Here is a 21,696-nt window from a genome sequence, read left to right as displayed (position 1 = left end):
GGGATTTAGGGAGATTGATTGGAGATAAAAATGTCTCAACAGTTTGATCTTGTTGTTATTGGCGGTGGACCTGGTGGTTATGAAGCAGCAATCCGTGCTGCGCAACTAGGTTTTAAAGTTGCATGTATCGAAAAACGTATTCATAACGGTAAACCATCTTTGGGTGGTACATGTTTGAACGTAGGTTGTATCCCTTCTAAAGCGTTGCTTGACTCTTCTCATCGTTACGAAGCAACAGTTCATGAACTTGCTGAACACGGTATCACGACTGGCGAAGTTAAATTTGATTTAGATACTTTGTTGGCACGTAAAGACAAAGTTGTAGATCAATTGACGGGTGGTGTTGCTCAATTACTGAAAGGTAATGGTATCGAGTGGTTACAAGGTACGGGTAAATTACTTGCAGGTAAAAAAGTAGAATTCACACCGTTTGAAGGTGAAGTACAGGTTTTAGAACCTAAATATGTCATTCTTGCGACTGGTTCTGTACCTGTAAATATTCCAGTAGCTCCAGTTGATGAAGACTTAATCGTTGATTCTACTGGTGCATTAAAATTCCCAGAAGTTCCTAAACGTCTTGGTGTGATTGGTGCAGGTGTTATTGGTTTAGAACTTGGTTCTGTATGGCGTCGCCTTGGTTCGGAAGTTGTTGTGTTTGAAGCATTAGATGCTTTCTTACCAATGGCAGACAAAGCATTGGCGAAGGAATATCAAAAAATCTTGAAAAAACAAGGTTTAGATATCCGTATCGGTGCAAAAGTTTCTGGTGCTGAAACCAATGGCCGCGAAGTAACGGTTAAATATAACCAAGCTGGCGAAGACAAAGAACAAGTTTTTGACAAGTTAATCGTATGTGTAGGTCGTAAGGCATATGCAGAAGGTTTATTGGCAGAAGATTCTGGCATTAAATTGACTGAACGTGGTTTGGTTGATGTCAATGATCAGTGCCAAACATCTGTTGAAGGTGTTTACGCGATTGGTGACTTGGTACGTGGTCCAATGCTTGCTCATAAAGCAATGGAAGAGGGCGTAATGGCAGTTGAGCGTATTCACGGTCATGCTGCTCAAGTGAACTATGACACAATCATCAGCGTTATTTATACACACCCAGAAGCTGCTTGGGTTGGTTTAACTGAAGAACAAGCTGCTGAAAAAGGTCACGAAGTTAAAGCAGGTCAATTCCCGTTTGCGGTGAATGGTCGTGCGTTGGCTGCTGGTGATACTGCTGGTTTTGTGAAGTTCGTTGCTGATGCAAAAACTGACCGTTTATTAGGTATGCACGTTGTGGGTCCAAATGCATCTGATATCGTACATCAAGGTATGATCGCACTTGAATTTGTATCTTCAATTGAAGACCTACAATTAATGACTTTTGGTCATCCAACTTTCTCAGAAGTTGTACATGAAGCCGCGCTTGCTGTTGATGGTCGTGCCATCCACGCGATTCAACGTAAACGTAAATAACAAAATAAGTGTGGTTCGCCACACTTTTTAATTAATGATGGTTGAAATAAAAACAATCATTTACTCAACTTGTAACAGTCTATAATTTATAATATATCTAGACTGTATGACAATAAACTACATAGTAGGTAACTGAATGAACTTACATGAATATCAAGCTAAAGCATTATTGAAAAAATATGGTATGCCAGTACAGGAAGGTATCTTGGCAACAAATGCAGATGAAGCCGTTGCTGCGTTTGAACAGCTTGGTGGTAAATTTGCTGTAATGAAAGCACAAGTTCATGCTGGCGGCCGAGGTAAGGCTGGAGGTGTAAAAGTTGCGAAATCAAAAGAAGATGTTATCGAATTTGCAAACAATATTATTGGTACGCGTCTTGTAACGTATCAAACAGATGCAAATGGTCAACCAGTAAATAGTATTATTGTTGCTGAAGATGTATATCCAGTTGAGCGTGAGCTTTATTTGGGTGCGGTTGTCGACCGTTCTAGCCGTCGTATTACTTTCATGGCTTCTACCGAAGGTGGTGTAGAAATCGAGAAAGTTGCAGAAGAAACACCTGAAAAAATTATCAAAGTTGAAGTCGATCCACTTGTTGGCTTACAACCATTCCAAGCACGTGAAGTTGCATTTAAATTAGCATTAAAAGATAAACAAGTTGGTCAATTTGTTAAAATCATGACAGCTGCATATCAAGCATTTGTAGAAAATGATTTTGCTTTATTTGAAATTAACCCACTTTCAGTACGTGAAAATGGTGAAATTTTGTGTGTTGATGCAAAAGTAGGCATTGACTCAAATGCGTTATACCGTTTACCAGAAGTTGCTGCTTTACGTGATAAATCTCAAGAGAATGAGCGTGAATTAAAAGCATCTGAATTTGATCTTAACTATGTTGCTCTAGAAGGTAACATTGGTTGTATGGTCAACGGTGCTGGTCTTGCAATGGCAACGATGGACATCATCAAACTTTATGGTGGTCAGCCTGCAAACTTCCTTGACGTTGGTGGCGGTGCAACCAAAGAGCGCGTAATCGAAGCGTTCAAAATCATTCTTGCTGATACGTCTGTTCAAGGTGTTTTAATCAACATCTTCGGTGGTATCGTACGTTGTGACATGATTGCTGAAGCGATTATTGCAGCGGTTCAGGAAGTAAACGTAACTGTACCAGTTGTTGTTCGTTTAGAAGGTAACAACGCTGAGTTAGGTGCGAAATTACTTGATGAATCTGGTTTGAAATTAATTTCTGCGAACGGTTTATCTGATGCCGCAGAAAAAGTTGTAGCTGCAGTGAAAGCGTAAGGAGTATCAATCATGAGCGTATTAATTAATAAAGACACTAAAGTATTGGTACAAGGTTTTACTGGTAAAAACGGTACTTTCCACTCTGCACAAGCTTTAGACTACGGTACAAAAGTTGTTGGTGGTGTTACTCCGGGTAAGGGTGGTACAACTCACCTTGACCTACCAGTATTCAACACGATGAAAGAAGCGGTACGTGAAACAAATGCGGATGCATCTGTCATCTATGTACCAGCACCATTCGTTTTAGACTCAATCGTTGAAGCTGTTGACTCAGGTGTTGGTTTAATCGTTGTGATCACTGAAGGTGTTCCAACCATCGACATGCTAAAAGCAAAACGCTACTTAGAAACTAACGGTAACGGTACTCGTTTAGTTGGTCCTAACTGCCCAGGCGTGATCACTCCGGGTGAATGTAAGATTGGTATTATGCCGGGTCACATTCACCAACCAGGTCGTATTGGTATCATCTCACGTTCAGGTACATTGACTTATGAAGCTGTTGCTCAAACAACTAAGCTTGGTTTAGGTCAGTCGACTTGTATCGGTATTGGTGGTGACCCAATTCCGGGTATGAATCAGATTGAAGCGCTTCAATTGTTCCAAGACGATCCGGATACTGATGCAATCATCATGATCGGTGAGATCGGTGGTACAGCGGAAGAAGAAGCTGCTGAATTCATCAAATCTAACGTGACTAAGCCTGTAGTCGGTTACATCGCTGGTGTAACTGCGCCTAAAGGTAAGCGTATGGGTCATGCTGGTGCGATCATTTCTGGTGGTCAAGGTACTGCTGAAGAGAAATTCGCTGCATTTGAACGTGCGGGAATGGCTTACACGCGTAGCCCAGCTGAGCTAGGTTCTACTATGTTGCAAGTGCTAAAAGAGAAAGGTTTGGCGTAATACGTTAGATTTTAATCTTTAAAAAAACCCCAATAGAAATATTGGGGTTTTTTATTGATCAAGTTTTTGATTTTCATAAAAAAGAGCCTTATTACTAAGACTCTTAATAGATCGAAAATACTTATTCAGTTTTAGGTTTCAACCCTTGAGTTAAACCATTGATATCACCGCCTTGTAAACCTAACTCACTCATTAAGCTATCAATTAACGGTGCTTGTGAACGGTAGCGTAGGGCGCTATTCACAACCTGATCAGACAAAGAAGTTTGACTACTTTCTATTGTTTCACCTGATGCAGAACCACCTGCAAAGCTACTTAAACCATTCACCTGTAAAATTTTGATGTCATCAATATTTTCCATTGGTTTCACACTTTCACGAATGATTTCAGGTAAGTGTTTAAGTAATGCCAGACGAACTTGCATTTCCACTTGTTCAGCAGAAAGGGTATTGGCGGCTTCATTGACTGCACGAGCACCTTCCGCATCAACTTGATATTGTTTCTCTAAGGCTTGAGCAAGCAAGATTTTAGCATCGGCTTCACCTTTCGCTCTTAAGCGAATTTTTTCAGCTTCGGCTTCAGCAGCAATACGTACAGCTTCTGCTTCATCAGCAGCGGCTTTTTTACCTGCATCTGCTGCGACAGTGATAGCAATTGCTTCTTTTTCAGCAGTCTGTTTGGCTGCAACTAGTTCAACCGCTTTTTGACGTTCAGCACGTTGTGTTTCACGTACCGTTACAACTTCTTCTTCGGCTTTTACGGCTTCGGCACGGGCTTTATCTGCTTGGGCTTTGGCTTCTGATTCTGCACGAGATTTTTCAGCAATCGCAATTGCACGGTCTTGTTCAGCCAATTCAATGGTTTTCTTTTGTTCAACCTGCGCTTTTTGAATCAATTGTGCTTTTTGAATATTTTCATTTTCGACATCACGAGCCGAAGCAATACGTTTGATTTCAACTTCACGTTCAGCAGCAATACGGGCTTCTTCTGCTTCACGCTTTTTAGCCGCTTCCTGAGCAGCAATTTCAGCACTTTGTTCGGCCTTGCGAATTGAAATTTCACGTTCCTGCTGTAGCTTGGCATATTCCTCTTCACGAGAAATTTGTAGTCTTGCCTGTTCAGCTTGCAGATTTTTCGCACGAATCGCCAGATCAGCATCCTGCTCAATGTCGTTACGTTTTTTACGACGATCTTCGATGGTTTCAGTTAGTTTGGTTAAACCTTCTGCATCGAAGGCATTTTGTGGATTAAAAAATTTAAAACTGGTCTGGTCTAAACCAGTCAATGACACTGTTTCAAGTTCTAAACCATTTTTAGATAAATCTTCAGAAACGACTTGCTGAACCTTTTGTACAAAGTCCACACGTTTTTCATGCAGTTCTTCCATTGCCATCTCAGCAGCAACAGCACGTAAAGAGTCAACAAATTTGCCTTCAACCAAGTCTTTCAATTCTTGAGGTGACATGGTTTTTCGACCTAATGTTTGGGCTGCCGTTGCAATTGATTCACCAGTAGGTTTGACTCGAACATAGAATTCAGCCATGACATCGACACGCATACGATCACGAGTGATCAGTGCTTGATCTGCTGCCCGTTTAACTTCGAGGCGCAGCGTATTCATATTCACAGGAATAATTTCATGTAAAACAGGGAGGACAATTGCTCCTCCGTTCAGAATAACTTTTTCACCTCCAAAACCTGTTCGTACAAAGGACACTTCTTTGCTGGAACGGGTATATAGGCGAGCAATCACGACACCGATAAAAATGAGTGCTGCAAAAATAATACCGGTGATGATTAAAATTTCAGTCAATGCTGAACTCAACATTTAAAATCCCTCATTAAATTAATATATAAATTAAGCAGTAATTGCTTGGAATCCAATTTTTGTTCTTTGGGTTAAAATCACATCTTGCCCTTGGTAAAAAATAATATCTAACTCAGGTTCAACCAAGACATAATGGGTTTGACCGAATTGATCTTTTACCTTAGCTTGAGCAGGGGAGTTTTGTGTGGCTTGTCCTAAAATAATTTGTGCTGTACGACCAATCAGTTCATCACTATGAATGGCTGTGGTTTCATCTTTTGGAATAATTTTACTGATCAATGCTGCACTTGTTCTCACTAGTGGCATACATAAAAATAAACACATAGGAGCAATGATCCAAGCAGATAAATAATGCTCGGTTAAGTGGAAAAAAATATCCTGAATAATGAGACCTGTGAGTGAGTAGACCGTTAAAAAGATAATTAACCAAATGAGAAGAGGAACTTTTCCTAGATAAAGCCACTCTAAAAGCTGAGTAAAAATACCGTTAGTATGTTCAATAGAAATATCGGCATGATCAACATCAACTAGACTGTCTGGTAAAAATTGATCAATGAAACTACTACTACCGCCAAATAATAATAAAATTAATTCTAGAGCACCTATAAATAGGCATAGCATTAATGAAATGCTAAAAACAATATTTGATGGATGGATTAATAAGTCCCATATCATTTGCATTACTCTTATATCTTTTTGAGATAATTAATAAAATTTTTATAAAAATAAAACAGTTATAAGAGTAAAGCGAACGGGGGGGAATTTCAACTTAAATCGTTCTGATTGCTATGCTCTGGCAGATGAATAAAAGATGATTTTATAATCTGTTTGATCATTTTGGATGATCAAATATTGTCGACATTGTCACTATAAAAAAATCCCCAAACGGGGATTTTTAAAAGATAAAATCTTTTTATTCAACAAGGAAACTAATTTTTAAATTCACGCGATATTCAGTAATTTTATTGTCTTTGATCACTACTTTCTGCTCGTTGATCCAAGCACCTTGAACATTTTTGACCGTTTCAGTGACTTTAGCAATCCCAGTTTGAATTGCATCTTCAAAGCTTTTGTTGCTGCTAGAATTAACTTCGACGACTTTAGCAATGGACATAATAATCTCTCAGTGTGTGGTAGTTATTGAAAAATTATCATAGATCAAAAAATCAGCTAGACCGCTATAATTAACTTTTTATTGCTAAAAACTTACATGTTTTCACAATCGAGAAATAGGCATAAAAAAAACGCAATGATTGGGGTAGTCATTGCGTGAACAACGAATCTGCAGAAACAGTTTCGGTTGAAAGGAGAAATGTCATGAGATTAGTGTTTACTGATCTACTTGACTATAGTACAAAAAAACCTGACAGAGTTCATAGGTATTCATGTAAACTAGTGTTAATGGATGTTAAGCAATGTTAGTATGTGATAAAAATTGTTAGTTTTAGATGGGTGTTAAAAGTTCTTAAATTGAACTCAAATCAAATGGTTAAATAAAAAAAGCCTAAATATTAGGCTTTTTTGCGATAAAAGTAACGTAAATTAGAATTTAAATAAACCTAATCCACTTTTCACTTCATCTAATGTTTGCTGAGTAATGTCACGGCATTTATCTGTACCATGTTTTAAAATGTCCATAATATAATCAGGATCTTTTTCAAGTTCAGCTCTGCGTTCACGAATCGGCAGGATCAATTCTTTGAGTACACCTTCTAGGCGTTTTTTCACCGTACCATCACCTAAACCACCACGACGATAATGCGCTTTCAGTTCTTCGATTTCTTCTTTATTTGGATCAAAGGCATCAAGGTAAGTAAATACAATATTACCTTCGACTTGACCTGGATCCTCAATTCTTAAGTGATTTGGATCGGTATACATTGCGTTGACTGCTTTTTTAATGTCTTTATCAGAAGCATTCAGCACAATAGTATTGCCTAAAGATTTAGACATTTTTGCTTTACCATCAAAACCAGGTAAGCGTCCCATATTCGATAATAATGCTTTACACTCAGGTAATAAGTCATGACCAATTTGGCGGTTAACGCGACGTACAACCTCATTGGTTTGTTCAATCATTGGGATTTGATCTTCGCCAACAGGTACTACAGTCGCTTTAAATGCGGTAATGTCTGCTGCTTGAGCCACTGGATAACATAAAAAGCCAGCAGGAATATCTCGTTCAAAACCACGCATTTGAATTTCTGACTTAATGGTTGGATTGCGTTCTAAACGAGCAACCGTCACAAAATTCAGATAGAGCATGGTCAGTTCATTGAGAGCAGGCAAGCATGATTGGACACAGATCGTTGTTTTGGTTGGATCAATACCAACTGCCAAATAATCTAATGCAACTTGAAGAATATTGTTACGGACTTTATCTGGATTATCAGCATTATCAGTGAGTGCTTGAGCATCTGCTAATAAAAGGTGTTGATGATGACTGTCTTGTAAACCAACACGAGAGCGTAATGAGCCAACAAAGTGTCCAAGATGAAGTTGTCCAGTAGGGCGGTCGCCTGTCAAGATGATTGGACGTTGATCAGCATTACTCATGATATATTCCAAGATTCAGTAGTTTCATAAATATAAAGATTGATATTATTGTACGGGAAATAAAAATTTTTCGTCAGCGATTGCTTAAACTTTTTCTTAAAATAATGTTGTGAATTTATTGAGGAATTCTACAATAGCGAAATAAATACAAACTGGGAAATAAAAATGGCGAGTGGATTATTGTTATTACTCGATGATATTGCAACGATTTTAGATGATGTTGCGGTAATGAGTAAGATGGCTGCAAAAAAAACAGCAGGAGTGTTGGGTGATGATTTAGCCCTAAACGCGCAGCAAGTCAGTGGTGTACGTGCAGATCGAGAGTTGCCTGTGGTATGGGGAGTTGCTAAGGGTTCTTTCGTTAATAAACTTATCTTGGTTCCATTAGCATTACTGATTAGTGTAGTTGCACCTTGGTTAATCAATCCTTTATTAATGATTGGCGGCTTATTTCTATGTTATGAAGGAGTAGAAAAAGTTGTACACATGCTCCAGCATAAAAAAGCAAAAACAGCTGAGGAAGCCAATGAAAGCTTGGAACAGATCGAAATAGATTTAGACAAGTTTGAAAAAGAAAAAGTAAAAGGTGCGATTCGTACTGATTTTATTTTATCTGCTGAAATTGTGGTGATTTCGTTAGGTACAGTTGCAACAGCAGCATTTATGACTAAAGTGACTGTATTAAGTGTGATTGCAATCGTAATGACCGTAGGTGTTTATGGTTTTGTTGCAATGATTGTGAAAATTGATGATTTAGGCTTATATTTAACACAGCAAGCATCTGCGTTTAAAAATAAAATAGGTCGTGGTCTACTCGCATTTGCTCCTATTCTAATGAAAACATTATCTATTGTTGGAACGGTTGCAATGTTTTTGGTAGGTGGTGGAATTATTTCGCATACAGTTCCTTTATTACATCATTTTACTGAAGAAACCGTAGACCATTTAGAGTTGATTCCAAGTTTTGGTTCAATTATTGGTGCCTTGACACCAACATTGATTAATTTGGGTATTGGTCTGGTTGCAGGTGCTATTGTACTGATCATTGTTGGGTTGATTCAAAAAGTGTGGTCAAAGGCTTCGGCTTAAATCTTGGACAATATAATCATGTGAGGTCACTATGCGCTGGAAAGGTCGTCGAATCAGTACCAATGTTGAAGACCGTCGTGGTGGTGGCGGAGCAAAAGCAGGTGGTATCAGTATTATAGGTTTGATCGTTGCATTTGTTGCGTGGAAGTTTTTTGGAGTAGATCCACAACAAGCCTATCAAGCAACTCAAGCGGTTACCAGTGCTCAGTCTTCACAACAGGGTGTTGCGCCACAAAATTTAACTGCTGAACAGAAAGAGGCAAGTGATTTTGTTGGAACTATTCTTGCGGATACAGAAGATACTTGGACGCCGATTTTTCAAAAACTTGGCATGACTTACACGCCACCACGCTTAGTTTTGTTTAGCGGTGTCGATAAATCAGCTTGTGGTAGGGCACAAGCAGCGATGGGGCCGTTTTATTGTCCTGCTGATCAAAAAGTTTATATCGATACTGCTTTCTTTAAAGATATGCGCCAGCAAATGGGTATTTCTGGTGAGCAGAATCAGACAGAACTTTCTCGTCAAGATCAAGCAGGGGATTTTGCACAGGCTTATGTCATTGCGCATGAAGTCGGGCATCATATTCAAAATCTATTGGGCATCTCTGGTCAAGTACAGCAAGCACGTGCACAAGCTAGCCAAACACAAGGAAATCAGCTTTCTGTCCGTTTAGAATTACAGGCGGATTGTTTTGCTGGTATTTGGGCGCATCAGAATCAACAACGCACTCAATTTTTAGAACAGGGTGATATTGAAGAAGCAATGGATGCTGCCGAGAAAATTGGCGATGATTATTTGCAACGTAGAGCTACAGGTCAGGTTGTTCCCGATAGTTTCACACATGGCAGTAGTGAACAACGAATGCACTGGTTTCAGCAAGGTCTGAAATCTGGAGATATCAATCAATGTGATACTTTTAAGTAAAAACGATGAATATTTGTTCTTAAATTATTAGGCGATAAACTCTGTTCAAGGAATTTTGACAGCCAAGTGAATGAGATTCATGCACGCGTAGCAGTCCTCAACAGATTTGCGAAATTAGGTCGACCCACTTACCCAAGTTAGGCCTTAAATTTAGCTCAATTAGGGGGCTTTACATTTCAAATCTGTGTGCAAAAAAGCCCTTAAGTACTAAAGATACCAATGGTGTACTGAATGAACTTAAGAAAGAAAACATTCAAGCAAATACACAGTCACTGACGATTGTTTCTACGACTGAGTTACCAAAAGAAGTTTTACAAAAAGCAAAACCTAATGAATTAAAAATTCAATAATCAAAAAATAACCCTTATGAAACTTAAGGTTTCATAAGGGTTGCGATGTTTTCTAAAACTAAAAATCAGAATATTTAACGTACGACCAAAACAGGGATATGGCTTTCACCTAATACTTTTTGAGCTACGCTGCCTAAGATAAATTTTTTGAAACCAGTCCGACCGTGTGATCCCATAATAATCAGATCAGCACCTAAGTTCTGTGCAGCACTGATAATTTCCCCATTTACAGAGAAGCCTTCCAACACTTGAGTTGCGACTGTCAGTCCTAAAGCTTCAAATTTTTTTTCCGCTTTGGTTAAATTTTCTTGTACATAGCTACGAACACGTTCAATCAATTCATTACTTTGACCGAGTCTAAGGTATGCATCTGCCAAATATGGGTCTAAGGTCATCACTTCAACCACAGTGATTTCACTATTTAGGGCTTTTGCAAGTTGAGCCGCTTGTTGAATGACATTATCGGAGATTTCAGAGTCATCAATTGCAACTAAGATTTTTTGATAGGCCATGTTTATTACTCCTTATTATTGCACTTTGAGTTGTTTCTAAATTTTGTTTAAAATAAGATCTATGTTTTCATATTAAACTTATTAGTAGCATAATAAAACCTAGTAATTTTATAAGAATAATTAAATGTTAAAGCAGTTTTTAATTATTCAATCCATTGAAAAAATAATCTTTTTTTTAAATATTAAGGTGAATATTAGATTTGGAAAGATTATAGACTTTGGTCTAAATATGAACATAACTCTACGAGTTGGTCCGTCTGCAATTGTTCACGCATTTTTAAAATTTGCTTTTCATCTAAGTCATACAATTTGAGGGAAAGCAGTTTTTCGATGTCTTGTTCAGGAAAACGATATTTTATCACTTTGGCTGGAACACCAGCAACAATTGCATAAGGCGGTACATCTTGGGTGACCACAGCACCTGTTGCCACGATAGCACCTTCACCCAATTTTACTCCCTGCATAATCATGGCGCGGCTACCAATCCAGCAACCATCGGCAATCACGGTATCACCAGCAGGCAAGAAACTACGGGTGTCAAAAGGGAAGGTCGAAATCCAATCAGGACGGTGTAATTGATTGCCGCCCATCATAATCACGCATTCAGCACCAAAACAGACAAAATTGCCAATATGAAGTTGGTCTATTGGTTTTTCTGGTGTTGCAGGTTTGTCATGTAGATAACGTACCACACAACGTTCAAAGCCCTGATCCCAATAAGCAGAATAATAAGAGTAATTGCCTTTGATATGGATATTTGGATTTTTTACTGTTTTGGAAATAAATTCGAATTCACACCAATGTTTAACAGGAGAGTTGATCAAAGATGAGTCCATTGAATTTCTACCGAGTATCTTAAGAAGAAAAACCCCTCAAATAGAGGGGCTAATTCAGTTTGGAATATTAAAGATATTCCACACTGACGATTTCGTATTCAACTTCACCTTGTGGTGTTTGAATTTTTACTTCGTCGCCTTCGCTTTTACCTAAAAGACCACGGGCAATCGGTGAGTTCACTGAGATTTTATTGATTTTAAAATCTGCTTCATCATCACCTACGATTTTATAAGTTTTACGTTCTTCAGTGTCTAGGTTTTCGATGGTTACTGTAACACCAAACACAACACGACCGTTTTGTTCAAGTGTTTTGACATCAATCTCTTGAGCTGCACCCAGTTTGCCTTCGATATCCTGAATACGACCTTCACAAAAACCTTGCTGTTCACGTGCAGCGTGATATTCAGCATTTTCCTTTAAATCACCGTGCTCACGAGCTTCCGCGATCGCTTGGATAATACGTGGGCGATCCACTGTTTTTAGCTGTTGTAATTCTTTCTCTAAGGCAACCTTGCCTTCAGGAGTCATAGGATAACGTTGCATTTCAGTCCCTCTAAATTGGTTGGGAAAATACAGGATTAAAAAAAGAAAAAGCCCGCCACCGATAAGGTGGCGGGACTTATCAGTAAAGAATTAACCTACAGTTTGTAAATCTTGCAAGCGGTATACATCCATTGGCAATTTCACAGAAAATGCTTGGCAAACAGCCTCAGCACCATTAATTGTCGTAGTGTAATACACTTTACCTTGTAGGGCAGCACGACGAATCATGGCAGAGTCGTATTGAGCTTGTTTGCCTTCAGTTGTGTTGACAATAAGATGAATCTCACCATTTTTCAAGCGGTCTACAATATGTGGACGACCTTCAGTGACTTTATTGACAGCTTCACACTCAATGCCTGCTTCTTTCAGAACACGATGTGTGCCATTCGTCGCAACAAGTTTGAAGCCATATTCGATTAATTGTTTAGCAATATTGGCAATGTATTTCTTATCTGATTCACGAACTGATAAGAACGCATGCTTCACTTCGCCTTCTGTTGGCAAGCCTGGTAAACGTTCGTTTGAACCAAGTACTGCTTTGTAGAATGCTTCACCGAAAGTTTGACCTACACCCATTACTTCGCCTGTAGATTTCATCTCAGGCCCAAGCATTGGATCAACACCTTGGAATTTAGCAAACGGGAATACAGCTTCTTTTACTGCAAAGTGAGTCGGGATGATCTCTTTAGTGAATCCTTGAGATTCTAAAGATTGACCAGCCATACAACGAGCAGCAACTTTCGCTAAAGATTCACCGATACACTTAGATACGAAAGGAACTGTACGTGATGCACGTGGGTTCACTTCGAGTACATAAATGTCATTGCCTTTTACTGCAAACTGAACGTTCATCAAGCCGATTACGCCGAGTTCTTTTGCCATTGCAACAGTTTGGCGACGCATTTCATCCTGAACTTCTTGTGAAAGTGAGTAAGGAGGAATTGAACATGCTGAGTCACCTGAGTGAATCCCTGCTTGTTCGATGTGCTGCATAATACCGCCAATCACAACGTCATTACCGTCAGATACGCAGTCTACGTCCACTTCAGTTGCATCATCAAGGAAACGGTCTAACAGGACAGGGGCTTCATTTGAAGCTTGAACTGCTTCACGAAGGTAACGTTTTAGCTCATCTTCGTTATAAACGATTTCCATTGCACGACCACCCAATACATAAGATGGGCGAACAACTAGTGGATAACCCACTTTCGCTGCTTCTGAAATACCTTCTTCAGCAGATTTAACGATGCTGTTGTTTGGTTGACGCAGCTGTAGACGTTGAATCATTTGTTGGAAACGTTCACGGTCTTCTGCACGGTCAATCGCATCAGGAGATGTACCAATGATCGGTGTACCTGCTTCTTCTAAAGCACGCGCCAATTTCAATGGTGTTTGACCACCGTACTGTACGATCACACCTTTAGGCTTCTCTGTACGTACGATTTCAAGTACATCTTCAAGTGTTACAGGTTCGAAGTACAAACGATCTGAAGTGTCATAGTCAGTTGAAACTGTTTCAGGGTTACAGTTCACCATGATGGTTTCATAACCGTCATCACGCATTGCAAGCGCAGCGTGTACACAGCAGTAATCAAACTCGATCCCTTGACCAATACGGTTTGGACCACCACCAATGACCATGATTTTGTCACGGTTCGATGGATTTGCTTCACATTCTTCGTCGTAAGTTGAGTACATGTAAGCTGTGCCAGATTCGAATTCGGCAGCACAAGTATCAACACGTTTATAAACTGGATAGACACCCAAGTTCCAACGTTGTTTACGGAATTGTTTTTGTGAAATACCCATCAAGTCAGCAATACGCAGGTCAGATAAACCTTTACGCTTGAACGAACGGATATTGTCAGCATTTAAATCGCCAAAGCCTAGAGTTTTTACTTGAGCTTCAGTTTTAACGATATCTTCAATTTGGATCAAGAACCAACGGTCAATCTTGGTTGCTTCAAACACTTCATCTAATGAGAAACCGTGACGGAATGCATCGGCAACATACCAAATACGATCTGGACCTGGAACTTTAAGCTCTTTTAAGATAATGTCTTTAGCATTTGCTGTACCAACTTCGATTTTTTCATCAAAGCCACTCACACCGACTTCAAGACCACGAAGTGCTTTTTGAACAGATTCTTGGAAGTTACGACCAATCGCCATCACTTCGCCCACAGATTTCATCTGAGTTGTAAGAACAGGCTCAGCTTGTGGGAATTTTTCGAAGTTAAAGCGAGGAATCTTGGTTACGACATAGTCAATTGCTGGTTCGAAGCTTGCAGGTGTTACACCGCCAGTGATGTCATTTTTCAATTCATCAAGGGTATAACCAACAGCAAGTTTTGCAGCAATTTTTGCAATCGGGAAGCCAGTAGCTTTAGACGCAAGCGCAGATGAACGGGAAACACGAGGGTTCATCTCGATCACAACCATACGACCATCTTTCGGGTTAATACCGAACTGAACGTTTGAACCACCTGTTTCAACACCGATTTCACGCAGAACAGCAACCGATGCATTACGCATGATTTGATATTCTTTATCTGTCAATGTTTGAGCAGGGGCAACAGTGATTGAGTCACCAGTATGCACACCCATTGGGTCAAAGTTTTCGATCGCACATACGATAATACAGTTGTCGTTTTTATCACGAACAACTTCCATCTCGTATTCTTTCCAACCAATTAATGATTCATCAATCAATAATTGTTTAGTTGGAGAAAGATCGAAACCACGTTCACAGATTTCAATAAATTCTTCTTTATTGTACGCAATACCGCCACCAGAACCACCCATCGTGAATGACGGACGAATGATCACTGGGAAGCCGAAACGTGCTTGAATTTCCAATGCATGTTCCATGCTTTCAGCAACATCAGCACGAGGACACTCTAAGCCGATTTTACGCATGGCGATGTCAAACAGTTTACGATCTTCTGCTTTTTCAATCGCTTCTTTTGACGCACCAATCAACTCAACATTGTATTTCTCTAAAACACCGTTGGCATCTAATGCAAGTGCACAGTTCAATGCAGTTTGACCGCCCATCGTTGGGAGGACTGCATCTGGGCGTTCTTTTTCAATGATTTGAGCAACAGTCTGCCAAGTGATTGGCTCGATATAAGTTGCATCCGCCATTGAAGGGTCAGTCATAATGGTTGCTGGATTAGAGTTCACCAAAATAACACGATAGCCTTCTTCACGAAGTGCTTTACATGCTTGCGCACCTGAGTAGTCAAACTCACATGCTTGACCGATCACAATTGGACCTGCACCAATAATTAAGATGCTTTTAATATCCGTACGTTTAGGCATTATTCGCTCCTTAATTACTTCTTAGATGCTTCAATAAGTTCGATGAAATGATCGAACAATGGAGCACAGTCATGTGGACCAGGGCTTGCTTCAGGGTGACCTTGGAAGCTGAATGCTGGTTTGTCAGTGCGATGAATACCTTGGTTTGTACCATCAAACAGAGAGCGATGTGTCACTTTTAAGTTTGCAGGTAAAGTACTCTCATCGACAGCAAAGCCGTGGTTTTGAGAAGTAATCATCACTGTACCATTCTCAAGATTTTGTACAGGATGGTTTGCACCGTGATGACCATGATTCATTTTCATGGTCTTCGCGCCAGAAGCAAGTGCTAAAATTTGGTGACCTAAACAAATACCAAATACAGGTAAAGTCGTAGTTTCAACAATCGTTTTTACTGCTTCAATCGCATAGTCACATGCTGCTGGATCACCAGGACCATTTGACAAGAACACGCCATCTGGATTTAAAGCGAGAACTTTCTCAGCAGGGGTCTGTGCAGGCACAACAGTGAGTTTACAACCACGGTCTGCAAGCATACGTAAGATGTTGGTTTTGACACCATAATCGTATGCAACAACATGAAATTTAAATTCTGGTTGGCTAAAACCTTGACCTAAAGTCCAAGAACCTTCAGTCCATTCAAAGCCTTCAGGATCACAGCATTCTTTTGCAAGGTCTAAACCATTTAAACCACCGAATGCACGTGCTTTTGCAATTGCTTCTTCTTCAGTGATATTTTCACCAGCAAGGATGCAACCATTTTGCGCACCTTTGTCACGTAAAATACGTGTCAATTTACGCGTATCAATATCAGCGATTGCAACAACATTATGTTGTTCCAAGTATTCACTGAGTGATTGTTCTGCACGGAAATTACTATGTAATAAAGGAAGATCACGAATAATTAAACCGTTCGCCCATACTTTATGGATGCGACCAGATTCAACGTCTTCGCTATTACAGCCTGTATTTCCAATATGGGGATAAGTCAGCGTCACAATTTGTTGCGCATAACTTGGGTCAGTCAAAATTTCTTGGTAGCCAGTCATGGCTGTATTAAAAACGACTTCACCAGTCGTACTTCCCGATGCACCGATAGACGTTCCTTTAAAGATCGTTCCATCTGCGAGGGCTAAAATGGCGGGGGTGCTCAAACCAAAGCTCCTGAACTAAAACCACAAAAATAGGGCTGTAAAAAAGCGAGAAGACATAAAAAAAGGTAGGCTGTCTTTAAAAACATGCCCCTCCTTCCAGTCTGCTCGCTTGTAACTTAACAGCGCATTATACGCATGAGTAGTTCAAAAGTCTATCTGTTTTATTGGCTAAAGCGAGTAATTGTAGTTTTTCTTTTATAAGTTTGGCTGTTGTTATGTCTATTGCCAAATCAATCATTCTTCTATCTATATCATGAGATATTATGAAAATTGTCTAACAATTTTTTCATACTCTAAAAGTAAAGCGTTTTATCTTATATTTAGCCAAAAAATCAACTAACAATATAGAGGGGAAACACAATGGCTGATAATCAAACGACACCAGCAACTGAAGAAGTTAAAGAAGTTGTGGTTGAAAAAACAGCGAAGGCGAAAGAAGTTGTTGCAGAGAAAACCACTGAAGTTAAAGAAGCTGTTGCTGAAAAGACGGCAGAAGTGAAAGAGGTGGTTGCTGAGAAAACTGCAAAAGCGAAAGAAGTTGTAGCTGAAAAAACAGCGAAGGCGAAAGAAGTGATTGCTGAGACTCAGGAACAAGCGAAAGAAGTCATTGCTGAGACTCAAGAGCAAGTGAAAGAAGTATTAGCTGAAACTCAAGAAAAAATTGAGGCGGAAGCGAAAGAACTTAACCAAAATATCCAAAATCAGCTTGCACAAATTAAGCAAGATATTTTGCAGCGTATTGATGTTATTAAAACTCAACTGAATTCATCACAAGGCAATTTAGTTGAATTAACGAATGCATTAAAAACTGAGTTAAATGCTTTAATTGAAGATTTAACGAAGGTCAGCAAAGAGTTGAAAGATGATATTGGTCAAATTTCAGTGAAGCATAAAGATACTTTGGTTGGTAGTTTTAAGCGTACTAAAGAGCAAGCGGTAGAAGCTTGGAATAAAGTTCGCGCTAGCTAACAAGTATTTAAATAAAAAAAGCGAGATCATTCTCGCTTTTTTTTATTTTTTAGAATTGATGTAACCAATCGCGTTTATTATGAAAGTCGGCTTGTGGGCTACTATGTTGCATTGCAAAATAGTGATTACCTTGAGTGGTATTAAAAACCGCAGTTAAACCTAAATACAAGTCAGACCATTTCAATTTATTCTGTTGCATAAATTTAGATAAATCTAGACTGACATTTAAACCATAATGTGTGCGTTGCAAATGGTTCAACTCAATGTCATATGCAGCAACGGGCGGCATATCCTCTGGGAAGCGATATTCTTCAAATTGATAGGCTTGCCAAGCTTGAGAGGGAGAAAGATTGATTTCACGATAAAAATCTTCATCTTTCACACCAATAAAAATCTCAAAACAAGTCTGTTCCCATAAAAAGTCTTGGCGAGGATGAGCCTTGACTTGATCTGGGTAAATCAGAAACTGATTGGGATCACGAACCCAAAAACCAACATTTAATGTCGCTGGTGTTTGTTGCTCAATTGCTCCAACGACAGTAATAGCATTAAAGCGATCGAAAGCAGAAAGTTCATAACTTGCCATTTTGATTACTTGTTACTTAAGTGAGCAAAACGAACTAAATTAGAAAGATGCTGGTTTTGTTTTGCTGCTTTTTTATAAAGCAAAACAATTTTACCAATTTTCTGTACAGATTCAGCACCTGTTGCTTCAACAAGCGCATCAATTACTGCGGCACGTGCATCACGATCTTCACCTGCAATTTTCACTTTAATGAGTTCATGATCATTGAGTGCGCGATGAGTTTCTTCAATGACGTTTTCTGTAAGACCTTGGCCACCAATCATTACAACTGGATTAAGTGCATGACCAATTTGACGTAAACGCTTACGTTCATGGATAGATAAAGCCGCCATTAAAAATACCTGATTGGGAAAACGACTTAGTATAACTTGCATCCCGTTTCTAAGATAGATTTAGCAGACAGGCACTCGAAACAAATATGTGAAAATTAGGCAAATAGCCAATCATGACAATCGGAAAAAATCTGTAAAAGTTCGTGTGAATGAACTACAACCGTACTGTAATGAGAGTAATTTTAACGTACAATGACCAATCAGAAGTTTTTTGAAATTTAGTGAGTTATGGCGACACGCATTACCAATCAAAAATTGTCTAAAAGCAGTCGTGCATGGATGAGAGAGCACTTAGATGACCCTTTTGTAAAGAAAGCACAGAAGGAAGGTTATCGCGCACGTGCAGCATATAAATTACTTGAAATCCAAGAAAAATATAAAATGATCAAGCCGGGTATGACCGTTGTCGATCTTGGTGCAGCACCAGGCAGTTGGTCACAAATTGCAGGTAAATTAGTCGGCGCAAATGGTTTAGTGATTGCTTCAGATATTCTCGCAATGGACGCTCTTCCAGATGTGACTTTCTTACAAGGTGACTTCCGAGAAGAAGAAGTTTTCGAAAAATTGTTAAATATTTTAAATGGACGTCAAGTAGACGTTGTAATTTCAGATATGGCCCCCAATACATCAGGTAATAGGGCTGTCGATCAACCACGCCAGATTTATTTGTGTGAGTTGGCACTGGATTTTGCTCAAAAAGTTTTAGGCCCAAATGGACAGTTTATTGTTAAGGTGTTCCAAGGCTCAGGATTTGATGAGTTCAGAAAACAAGTTGTTGATAGTTTTGATGTGTTAAAAACAGCCAAACCTGCGGCATCTCGTGCTCGATCAAAAGAAGTTTTTTTGATTGGTCAAGGTCGTAAAAAGGCATTGCAATAAAAGTGTACTTGCCAAGTTGTTAAAAATTGTGCATTTTGTACCTTTTAAGTTTTTTGCAACGCAAATTTATTGCTGTTTTTGTGAAGGTCAGCCAAGATTAGGTATGATCAAATTAGATTGATATGGGAATAAAGCCTTGAGCGATTACTTCAAGAATGCCGTATTGTGGCTCATCATACTCGGTGTTCTGATTTTGATTTTTAGCAACGTCAGTGACCGCAATAAGCCTGCAGCGATGAAATATTCTGATTTCGTTGCAGCGGTGAATGCTGGGCAAATTAAACAAGTCACAATTGACGGTTTAAACATTAGTGGTGAAAAAACCAATGGTTCTTCTTTTGAAACGGTTCGTCCACAAGTAGAAGACACTGAATTGCTTCCAAGCTTGAATAAACAGAATGTAGTCGTTGAAGGTACTGCACCACAACGTCAAGGCATTTTGATGCAACTTCTCATTGCGAGCTTCCCTGTATTACTGATCATCTTATTATTCATGTTCTTTATGCGTAATATGGGTGGTGGTGCTGGTGGCAAAAACAGCCCAATGAGTTTTGGCAAGTCAAAAGCGAAAATGTTATCTGAAGACCAGATTAAGATTACGTTTACCGATGTTGCAGGTTGTGATGAAGCAAAACAAGAAGTGGTTGAAATTGTTGACTTCTTGAAAGATCCTTCTAAGTTCAAACGTCTTGGTGCAACCATTCCTCGTGGTGTATTGATGGTTGGTCCTCCAGGTACGGGTAAAACATTACTTGCGAAAGCCATTGCAGGTGAAGCTAAAGTTCCATTCTTTAGTATCTCTGGTTCTGACTTCGTTGAAATGTTTGTTGGTGTCGGTGCATCACGTGTTCGTGACATGTTTGAACAAGCTAAACGTCATGCTCCATGTATCATTTTCATCGATGAGATTGATGCTGTTGGTCGCCATCGTGGTTCTGGTACAGGAGGTGGTCATGATGAGCGTGAACAAACCCTGAACCAAATGCTTGTTGAGATGGATGGTTTTGAAGGTAATGAGGGTGTGATCGTCATTGCAGCAACTAACCGTGTAGACGTACTTGATAAAGCATTGCTTCGTCCAGGTCGTTTTGATCGCCAAGTGATGGTGGGTTTACCAGACATCCGTGGTCGTGAGCAAATCTTGAATGTTCATTTGAAGAAACTTCCTTCGGTTACAGGCGTGGATGTTAAAGTCCTTGCTCGTGGTACGCCAGGATTCTCAGGTGCGCAACTAGCGAACTTAGTCAACGAAGCTGCGTTGTTTGCTGCTCGCCGTAATAAAAACACGGTCGATATGCATGACTTTGAAGATGCAAAAGACAAGATCTACATGGGTCCAGAACGTAAATCGATGGTGATTCGTGAAGAAGAACGTCGTGCGACGGCTTACCATGAAGCTGGACATGCCATTGTTGCTGAAATTTTGCCAGGTACAGACCCTGTGCATAAAGTGACAATCATGCCACGTGGTTGGGCATTAGGTGTAACTTGGCAGTTGCCTGAGCAAGACCAAACTAGCCATTACAAAGATAAGATGTTGAATGAGCTTTCAATCTTATTTGGTGGTCGTATTGCCGAAGAAGTTTTCATTAATCAAATGTCGACAGGTGCATCAAACGACTTTGAACGTGCAACTAAAATGGCGCGTGCAATGGTGACCAAGTATGGTATGTCTGATGCTCTTGGTGTAATGGTTTATGAAGATGAAAACCAAAGTGGTTTCTTTGGTAATGTGGGTAGCCGTACAATTTCAGAAGCAACTCAGCAAAAAGTTGATGAAGAAGTACGTCGTATCTTAGATGAACAATATAAAGTTGCTCGTGATATCTTGGAAAATAACAAAGATATCGCACATGCAATGGTGAAAGCGTTGATGGAATGGGAAACCATCGATCGTGACCAAATCCGTGACATCATGGAAGGTCGTGAACCACAACCACCTAAGGTCTATATTCCTGAAAATCCAGTGGCTGCATTTGAACCACCAAAAGATGGTCCATCTACACCACCACCATTACCAGTAATGGGTTAATTAGAATTAAATAAATCAGAGCGACTTAGGTCGCTCTTTTTTTGTCTGTATTTTGGTATAAGCTGAGAATAAATCATCAACCTTCAAACGACAGTCTTGTTAAAATAACC

The 21,696-nt window shown here is 39.5% G+C and carries 19 protein-coding genes and 1 pseudogene; 9 read left to right on the top strand and 11 right to left on the bottom strand.

Features of this window, described 5'->3' with window-relative positions; all coding sequences use genetic code 11:
* The first annotated feature begins 30 nt into the window (after positions 1 to 30).
* The 3 genes from lpdA to sucD all read left to right on the top strand — a co-directional run bounded on the left by lpdA (position 31) and on the right by sucD (position 3,670).
* Entirely contained in the window at positions 31 to 1,464 is a 1,434-nt protein-coding gene (gene lpdA, locus HYG88_RS01100; RefSeq protein WP_178882411.1) for a dihydrolipoyl dehydrogenase, read from the top strand.
* Between the two features lie 136 nt (positions 1,465 to 1,600).
* Positions 1,601 to 2,767, top strand: a complete 1,167-nt coding sequence (gene sucC, locus HYG88_RS01095) for an ADP-forming succinate--CoA ligase subunit beta (protein WP_004664440.1) — start codon at positions 1,601 to 1,603, stop codon at positions 2,765 to 2,767.
* A 12-nt stretch (positions 2,768 to 2,779) separates the two neighbouring features.
* Positions 2,780 to 3,670, top strand: a complete 891-nt coding sequence (sucD, locus tag HYG88_RS01090) for a succinate--CoA ligase subunit alpha (RefSeq protein ID WP_003655479.1) — start codon at positions 2,780 to 2,782, stop codon at positions 3,668 to 3,670.
* A 121-nt stretch (positions 3,671 to 3,791) separates the two neighbouring features.
* On the opposite strand, the gene HYG88_RS01085 is transcribed toward sucD, so the two are convergent.
* The 4 genes from HYG88_RS01085 to trpS all read right to left on the bottom strand — a co-directional run bounded on the left by HYG88_RS01085 (position 3,792) and on the right by trpS (position 8,054).
* Entirely contained in the window at positions 3,792 to 5,498 is a 1,707-nt protein-coding gene (locus tag HYG88_RS01085; RefSeq protein WP_005161738.1) for a flotillin family protein, read from the bottom strand.
* Positions 5,499 to 5,528: 30 nt separating this feature from the next.
* Positions 5,529 to 6,173 carry a YqiJ family protein gene (locus tag HYG88_RS01080; protein WP_178882410.1) on the bottom strand — a complete coding sequence of 215 codons (645 nt, stop codon included), beginning with the start codon at positions 6,171 to 6,173 and terminating at the stop codon, positions 5,529 to 5,531.
* Positions 6,174 to 6,411: 238 nt separating this feature from the next.
* Positions 6,412 to 6,612, bottom strand: coding sequence for a dodecin family protein (locus HYG88_RS01075; protein WP_004674921.1), 201 nt, complete (start codon positions 6,610 to 6,612; stop codon positions 6,412 to 6,414).
* Positions 6,613 to 7,040: 428 nt separating this feature from the next.
* Positions 7,041 to 8,054, bottom strand: coding sequence for a tryptophan--tRNA ligase (gene trpS, locus HYG88_RS01070; RefSeq protein ID WP_004664430.1), 1,014 nt, complete (start codon positions 8,052 to 8,054; stop codon positions 7,041 to 7,043).
* Between the two features lie 165 nt (positions 8,055 to 8,219).
* Here trpS and HYG88_RS01065 point away from each other — a divergent pair, with 165 nt between their 5' ends.
* The 3 genes and pseudogenes from HYG88_RS01065 to HYG88_RS01055 all read left to right on the top strand — a co-directional run.
* Positions 8,220 to 9,143 carry a DUF808 domain-containing protein gene (locus HYG88_RS01065; RefSeq protein WP_178882409.1) on the top strand — a complete coding sequence of 308 codons (924 nt, stop codon included), beginning with the start codon at positions 8,220 to 8,222 and terminating at the stop codon, positions 9,141 to 9,143.
* A 31-nt stretch (positions 9,144 to 9,174) separates the two neighbouring features.
* A complete protein-coding gene (locus HYG88_RS01060) occupies positions 9,175 to 10,068 on the top strand; it encodes a neutral zinc metallopeptidase (RefSeq protein ID WP_178882408.1) in 894 nt (297 codons plus the stop codon).
* A gap of 18 nt (positions 10,069 to 10,086) precedes the next feature.
* Positions 10,087 to 10,209, top strand: a pseudogene (locus HYG88_RS01055) (IS5/IS1182 family transposase); the annotation flags it as partial.
* A 283-nt stretch (positions 10,210 to 10,492) separates the two neighbouring features.
* Here HYG88_RS01055 and HYG88_RS01050 read toward each other — a convergent pair.
* The 5 genes from HYG88_RS01050 to carA form a co-directional block, all read right to left on the bottom strand.
* A complete protein-coding gene (locus HYG88_RS01050) occupies positions 10,493 to 10,930 on the bottom strand; it encodes a universal stress protein (RefSeq protein ID WP_004660790.1) in 438 nt (145 codons plus the stop codon).
* Between the two features lie 209 nt (positions 10,931 to 11,139).
* Positions 11,140 to 11,766, bottom strand: coding sequence for a CatB-related O-acetyltransferase (locus HYG88_RS01045; protein ID WP_005161724.1), 627 nt, complete (start codon positions 11,764 to 11,766; stop codon positions 11,140 to 11,142).
* A gap of 67 nt (positions 11,767 to 11,833) precedes the next feature.
* Positions 11,834 to 12,310 (bottom strand): transcription elongation factor GreA, encoded by a 477-nt coding sequence (greA, locus tag HYG88_RS01040; RefSeq protein WP_005161722.1) that lies wholly within the window; start codon positions 12,308 to 12,310, stop codon positions 11,834 to 11,836.
* Positions 12,311 to 12,400: 90 nt separating this feature from the next.
* Positions 12,401 to 15,634 (bottom strand): carbamoyl-phosphate synthase large subunit, encoded by a 3,234-nt coding sequence (gene carB / locus HYG88_RS01035; RefSeq protein ID WP_178882407.1) that lies wholly within the window; start codon positions 15,632 to 15,634, stop codon positions 12,401 to 12,403.
* 14 nt (positions 15,635 to 15,648) lie between these two features.
* On the bottom strand, positions 15,649 to 16,788 hold the full coding sequence (carA, locus tag HYG88_RS01030; RefSeq protein ID WP_005161719.1) for a glutamine-hydrolyzing carbamoyl-phosphate synthase small subunit: 1,140 nt from the start codon (positions 16,786 to 16,788) through the stop codon (positions 15,649 to 15,651).
* A gap of 360 nt (positions 16,789 to 17,148) precedes the next feature.
* Between carA and HYG88_RS01025 the strand changes: the two genes are divergently transcribed.
* Positions 17,149 to 17,757 (top strand): hypothetical protein, encoded by a 609-nt coding sequence (locus HYG88_RS01025; RefSeq protein ID WP_005161718.1) that lies wholly within the window; start codon positions 17,149 to 17,151, stop codon positions 17,755 to 17,757.
* A 49-nt stretch (positions 17,758 to 17,806) separates the two neighbouring features.
* Here the strand turns inward: HYG88_RS01025 and HYG88_RS01020 are convergent, their stop codons facing one another.
* Together HYG88_RS01020 and yhbY are read right to left on the bottom strand one after the other, a co-directional pair.
* On the bottom strand, positions 17,807 to 18,343 hold the full coding sequence (locus tag HYG88_RS01020; RefSeq protein WP_005161717.1) for a DOMON-like domain-containing protein: 537 nt from the start codon (positions 18,341 to 18,343) through the stop codon (positions 17,807 to 17,809).
* A gap of 5 nt (positions 18,344 to 18,348) precedes the next feature.
* The gene (gene yhbY, locus HYG88_RS01015) at positions 18,349 to 18,675 is read right to left on the bottom strand and encodes a ribosome assembly RNA-binding protein YhbY (protein ID WP_004660805.1); all 327 of its coding nucleotides are present in this window, start codon (positions 18,673 to 18,675) and stop codon (positions 18,349 to 18,351) included.
* 228 nt (positions 18,676 to 18,903) lie between these two features.
* Between yhbY and rlmE the strand changes: the two genes are divergently transcribed.
* Positions 18,904 to 19,554: a 23S rRNA (uridine(2552)-2'-O)-methyltransferase RlmE gene (gene rlmE / locus HYG88_RS01010; protein WP_004660807.1), complete on the top strand. Its 651-nt coding sequence runs from the start codon at positions 18,904 to 18,906 to the stop codon at positions 19,552 to 19,554.
* A gap of 136 nt (positions 19,555 to 19,690) precedes the next feature.
* Positions 19,691 to 21,586: an ATP-dependent zinc metalloprotease FtsH gene (gene ftsH, locus HYG88_RS01005; RefSeq protein WP_005161716.1), complete on the top strand. Its 1,896-nt coding sequence runs from the start codon at positions 19,691 to 19,693 to the stop codon at positions 21,584 to 21,586.
* Positions 21,587 to 21,696: the final 110 nt, after the last annotated feature.

It is taken from the genome of Acinetobacter sp. SwsAc4, assembly GCF_013391535.1.
In the GTDB taxonomy this organism is placed as follows: Bacteria; Pseudomonadota; Gammaproteobacteria; order Pseudomonadales; family Moraxellaceae; genus Acinetobacter.
This window is presented reverse-complemented; position numbering and strand designations above follow the sequence as displayed.

Bases quoted from the DNA above. Each gene is read 5' to 3' on its own strand.
- rlmE (WP_004660807.1), top strand. From the start codon at position 18,904: ATGGCGACACGCATTACCAATCAAAAATTGTCTAAAAGCAGTCGTGCA.
- HYG88_RS01025 (WP_005161718.1), top strand. From the start codon at position 17,149: ATGGCTGATAATCAAACGACACCAGCAACTGAAGAAGTTAAAGAAGTT.
- HYG88_RS01065 (WP_178882409.1), top strand. From the start codon at position 8,220: ATGGCGAGTGGATTATTGTTATTACTCGATGATATTGCAACGATTTTA.
- HYG88_RS01045 (WP_005161724.1), bottom strand. From the start codon at position 11,766: ATGGACTCATCTTTGATCAACTCTCCTGTTAAACATTGGTGTGAATTC.
- HYG88_RS01080 (WP_178882410.1), bottom strand. From the start codon at position 6,173: ATGATATGGGACTTATTAATCCATCCATCAAATATTGTTTTTAGCATT.
- carB (WP_178882407.1), bottom strand. From the start codon at position 15,634: ATGCCTAAACGTACGGATATTAAAAGCATCTTAATTATTGGTGCAGGT.
- HYG88_RS01060 (WP_178882408.1), top strand. From the start codon at position 9,175: ATGCGCTGGAAAGGTCGTCGAATCAGTACCAATGTTGAAGACCGTCGT.
- HYG88_RS01085 (WP_005161738.1), bottom strand. From the start codon at position 5,498: ATGTTGAGTTCAGCATTGACTGAAATTTTAATCATCACCGGTATTATT.
- HYG88_RS01020 (WP_005161717.1), bottom strand. From the start codon at position 18,343: ATGGCAAGTTATGAACTTTCTGCTTTCGATCGCTTTAATGCTATTACT.
- sucD (WP_003655479.1), top strand. From the start codon at position 2,780: ATGAGCGTATTAATTAATAAAGACACTAAAGTATTGGTACAAGGTTTT.
- greA (WP_005161722.1), bottom strand. From the start codon at position 12,310: ATGCAACGTTATCCTATGACTCCTGAAGGCAAGGTTGCCTTAGAGAAA.
- trpS (WP_004664430.1), bottom strand. From the start codon at position 8,054: ATGAGTAATGCTGATCAACGTCCAATCATCTTGACAGGCGACCGCCCT.
- HYG88_RS01050 (WP_004660790.1), bottom strand. From the start codon at position 10,930: ATGGCCTATCAAAAAATCTTAGTTGCAATTGATGACTCTGAAATCTCC.
- HYG88_RS01075 (WP_004674921.1), bottom strand. From the start codon at position 6,612: ATGTCCATTGCTAAAGTCGTCGAAGTTAATTCTAGCAGCAACAAAAGC.
- yhbY (WP_004660805.1), bottom strand. From the start codon at position 18,675: ATGGCGGCTTTATCTATCCATGAACGTAAGCGTTTACGTCAAATTGGT.
- lpdA (WP_178882411.1), top strand. From the start codon at position 31: ATGTCTCAACAGTTTGATCTTGTTGTTATTGGCGGTGGACCTGGTGGT.
- sucC (WP_004664440.1), top strand. From the start codon at position 1,601: ATGAACTTACATGAATATCAAGCTAAAGCATTATTGAAAAAATATGGT.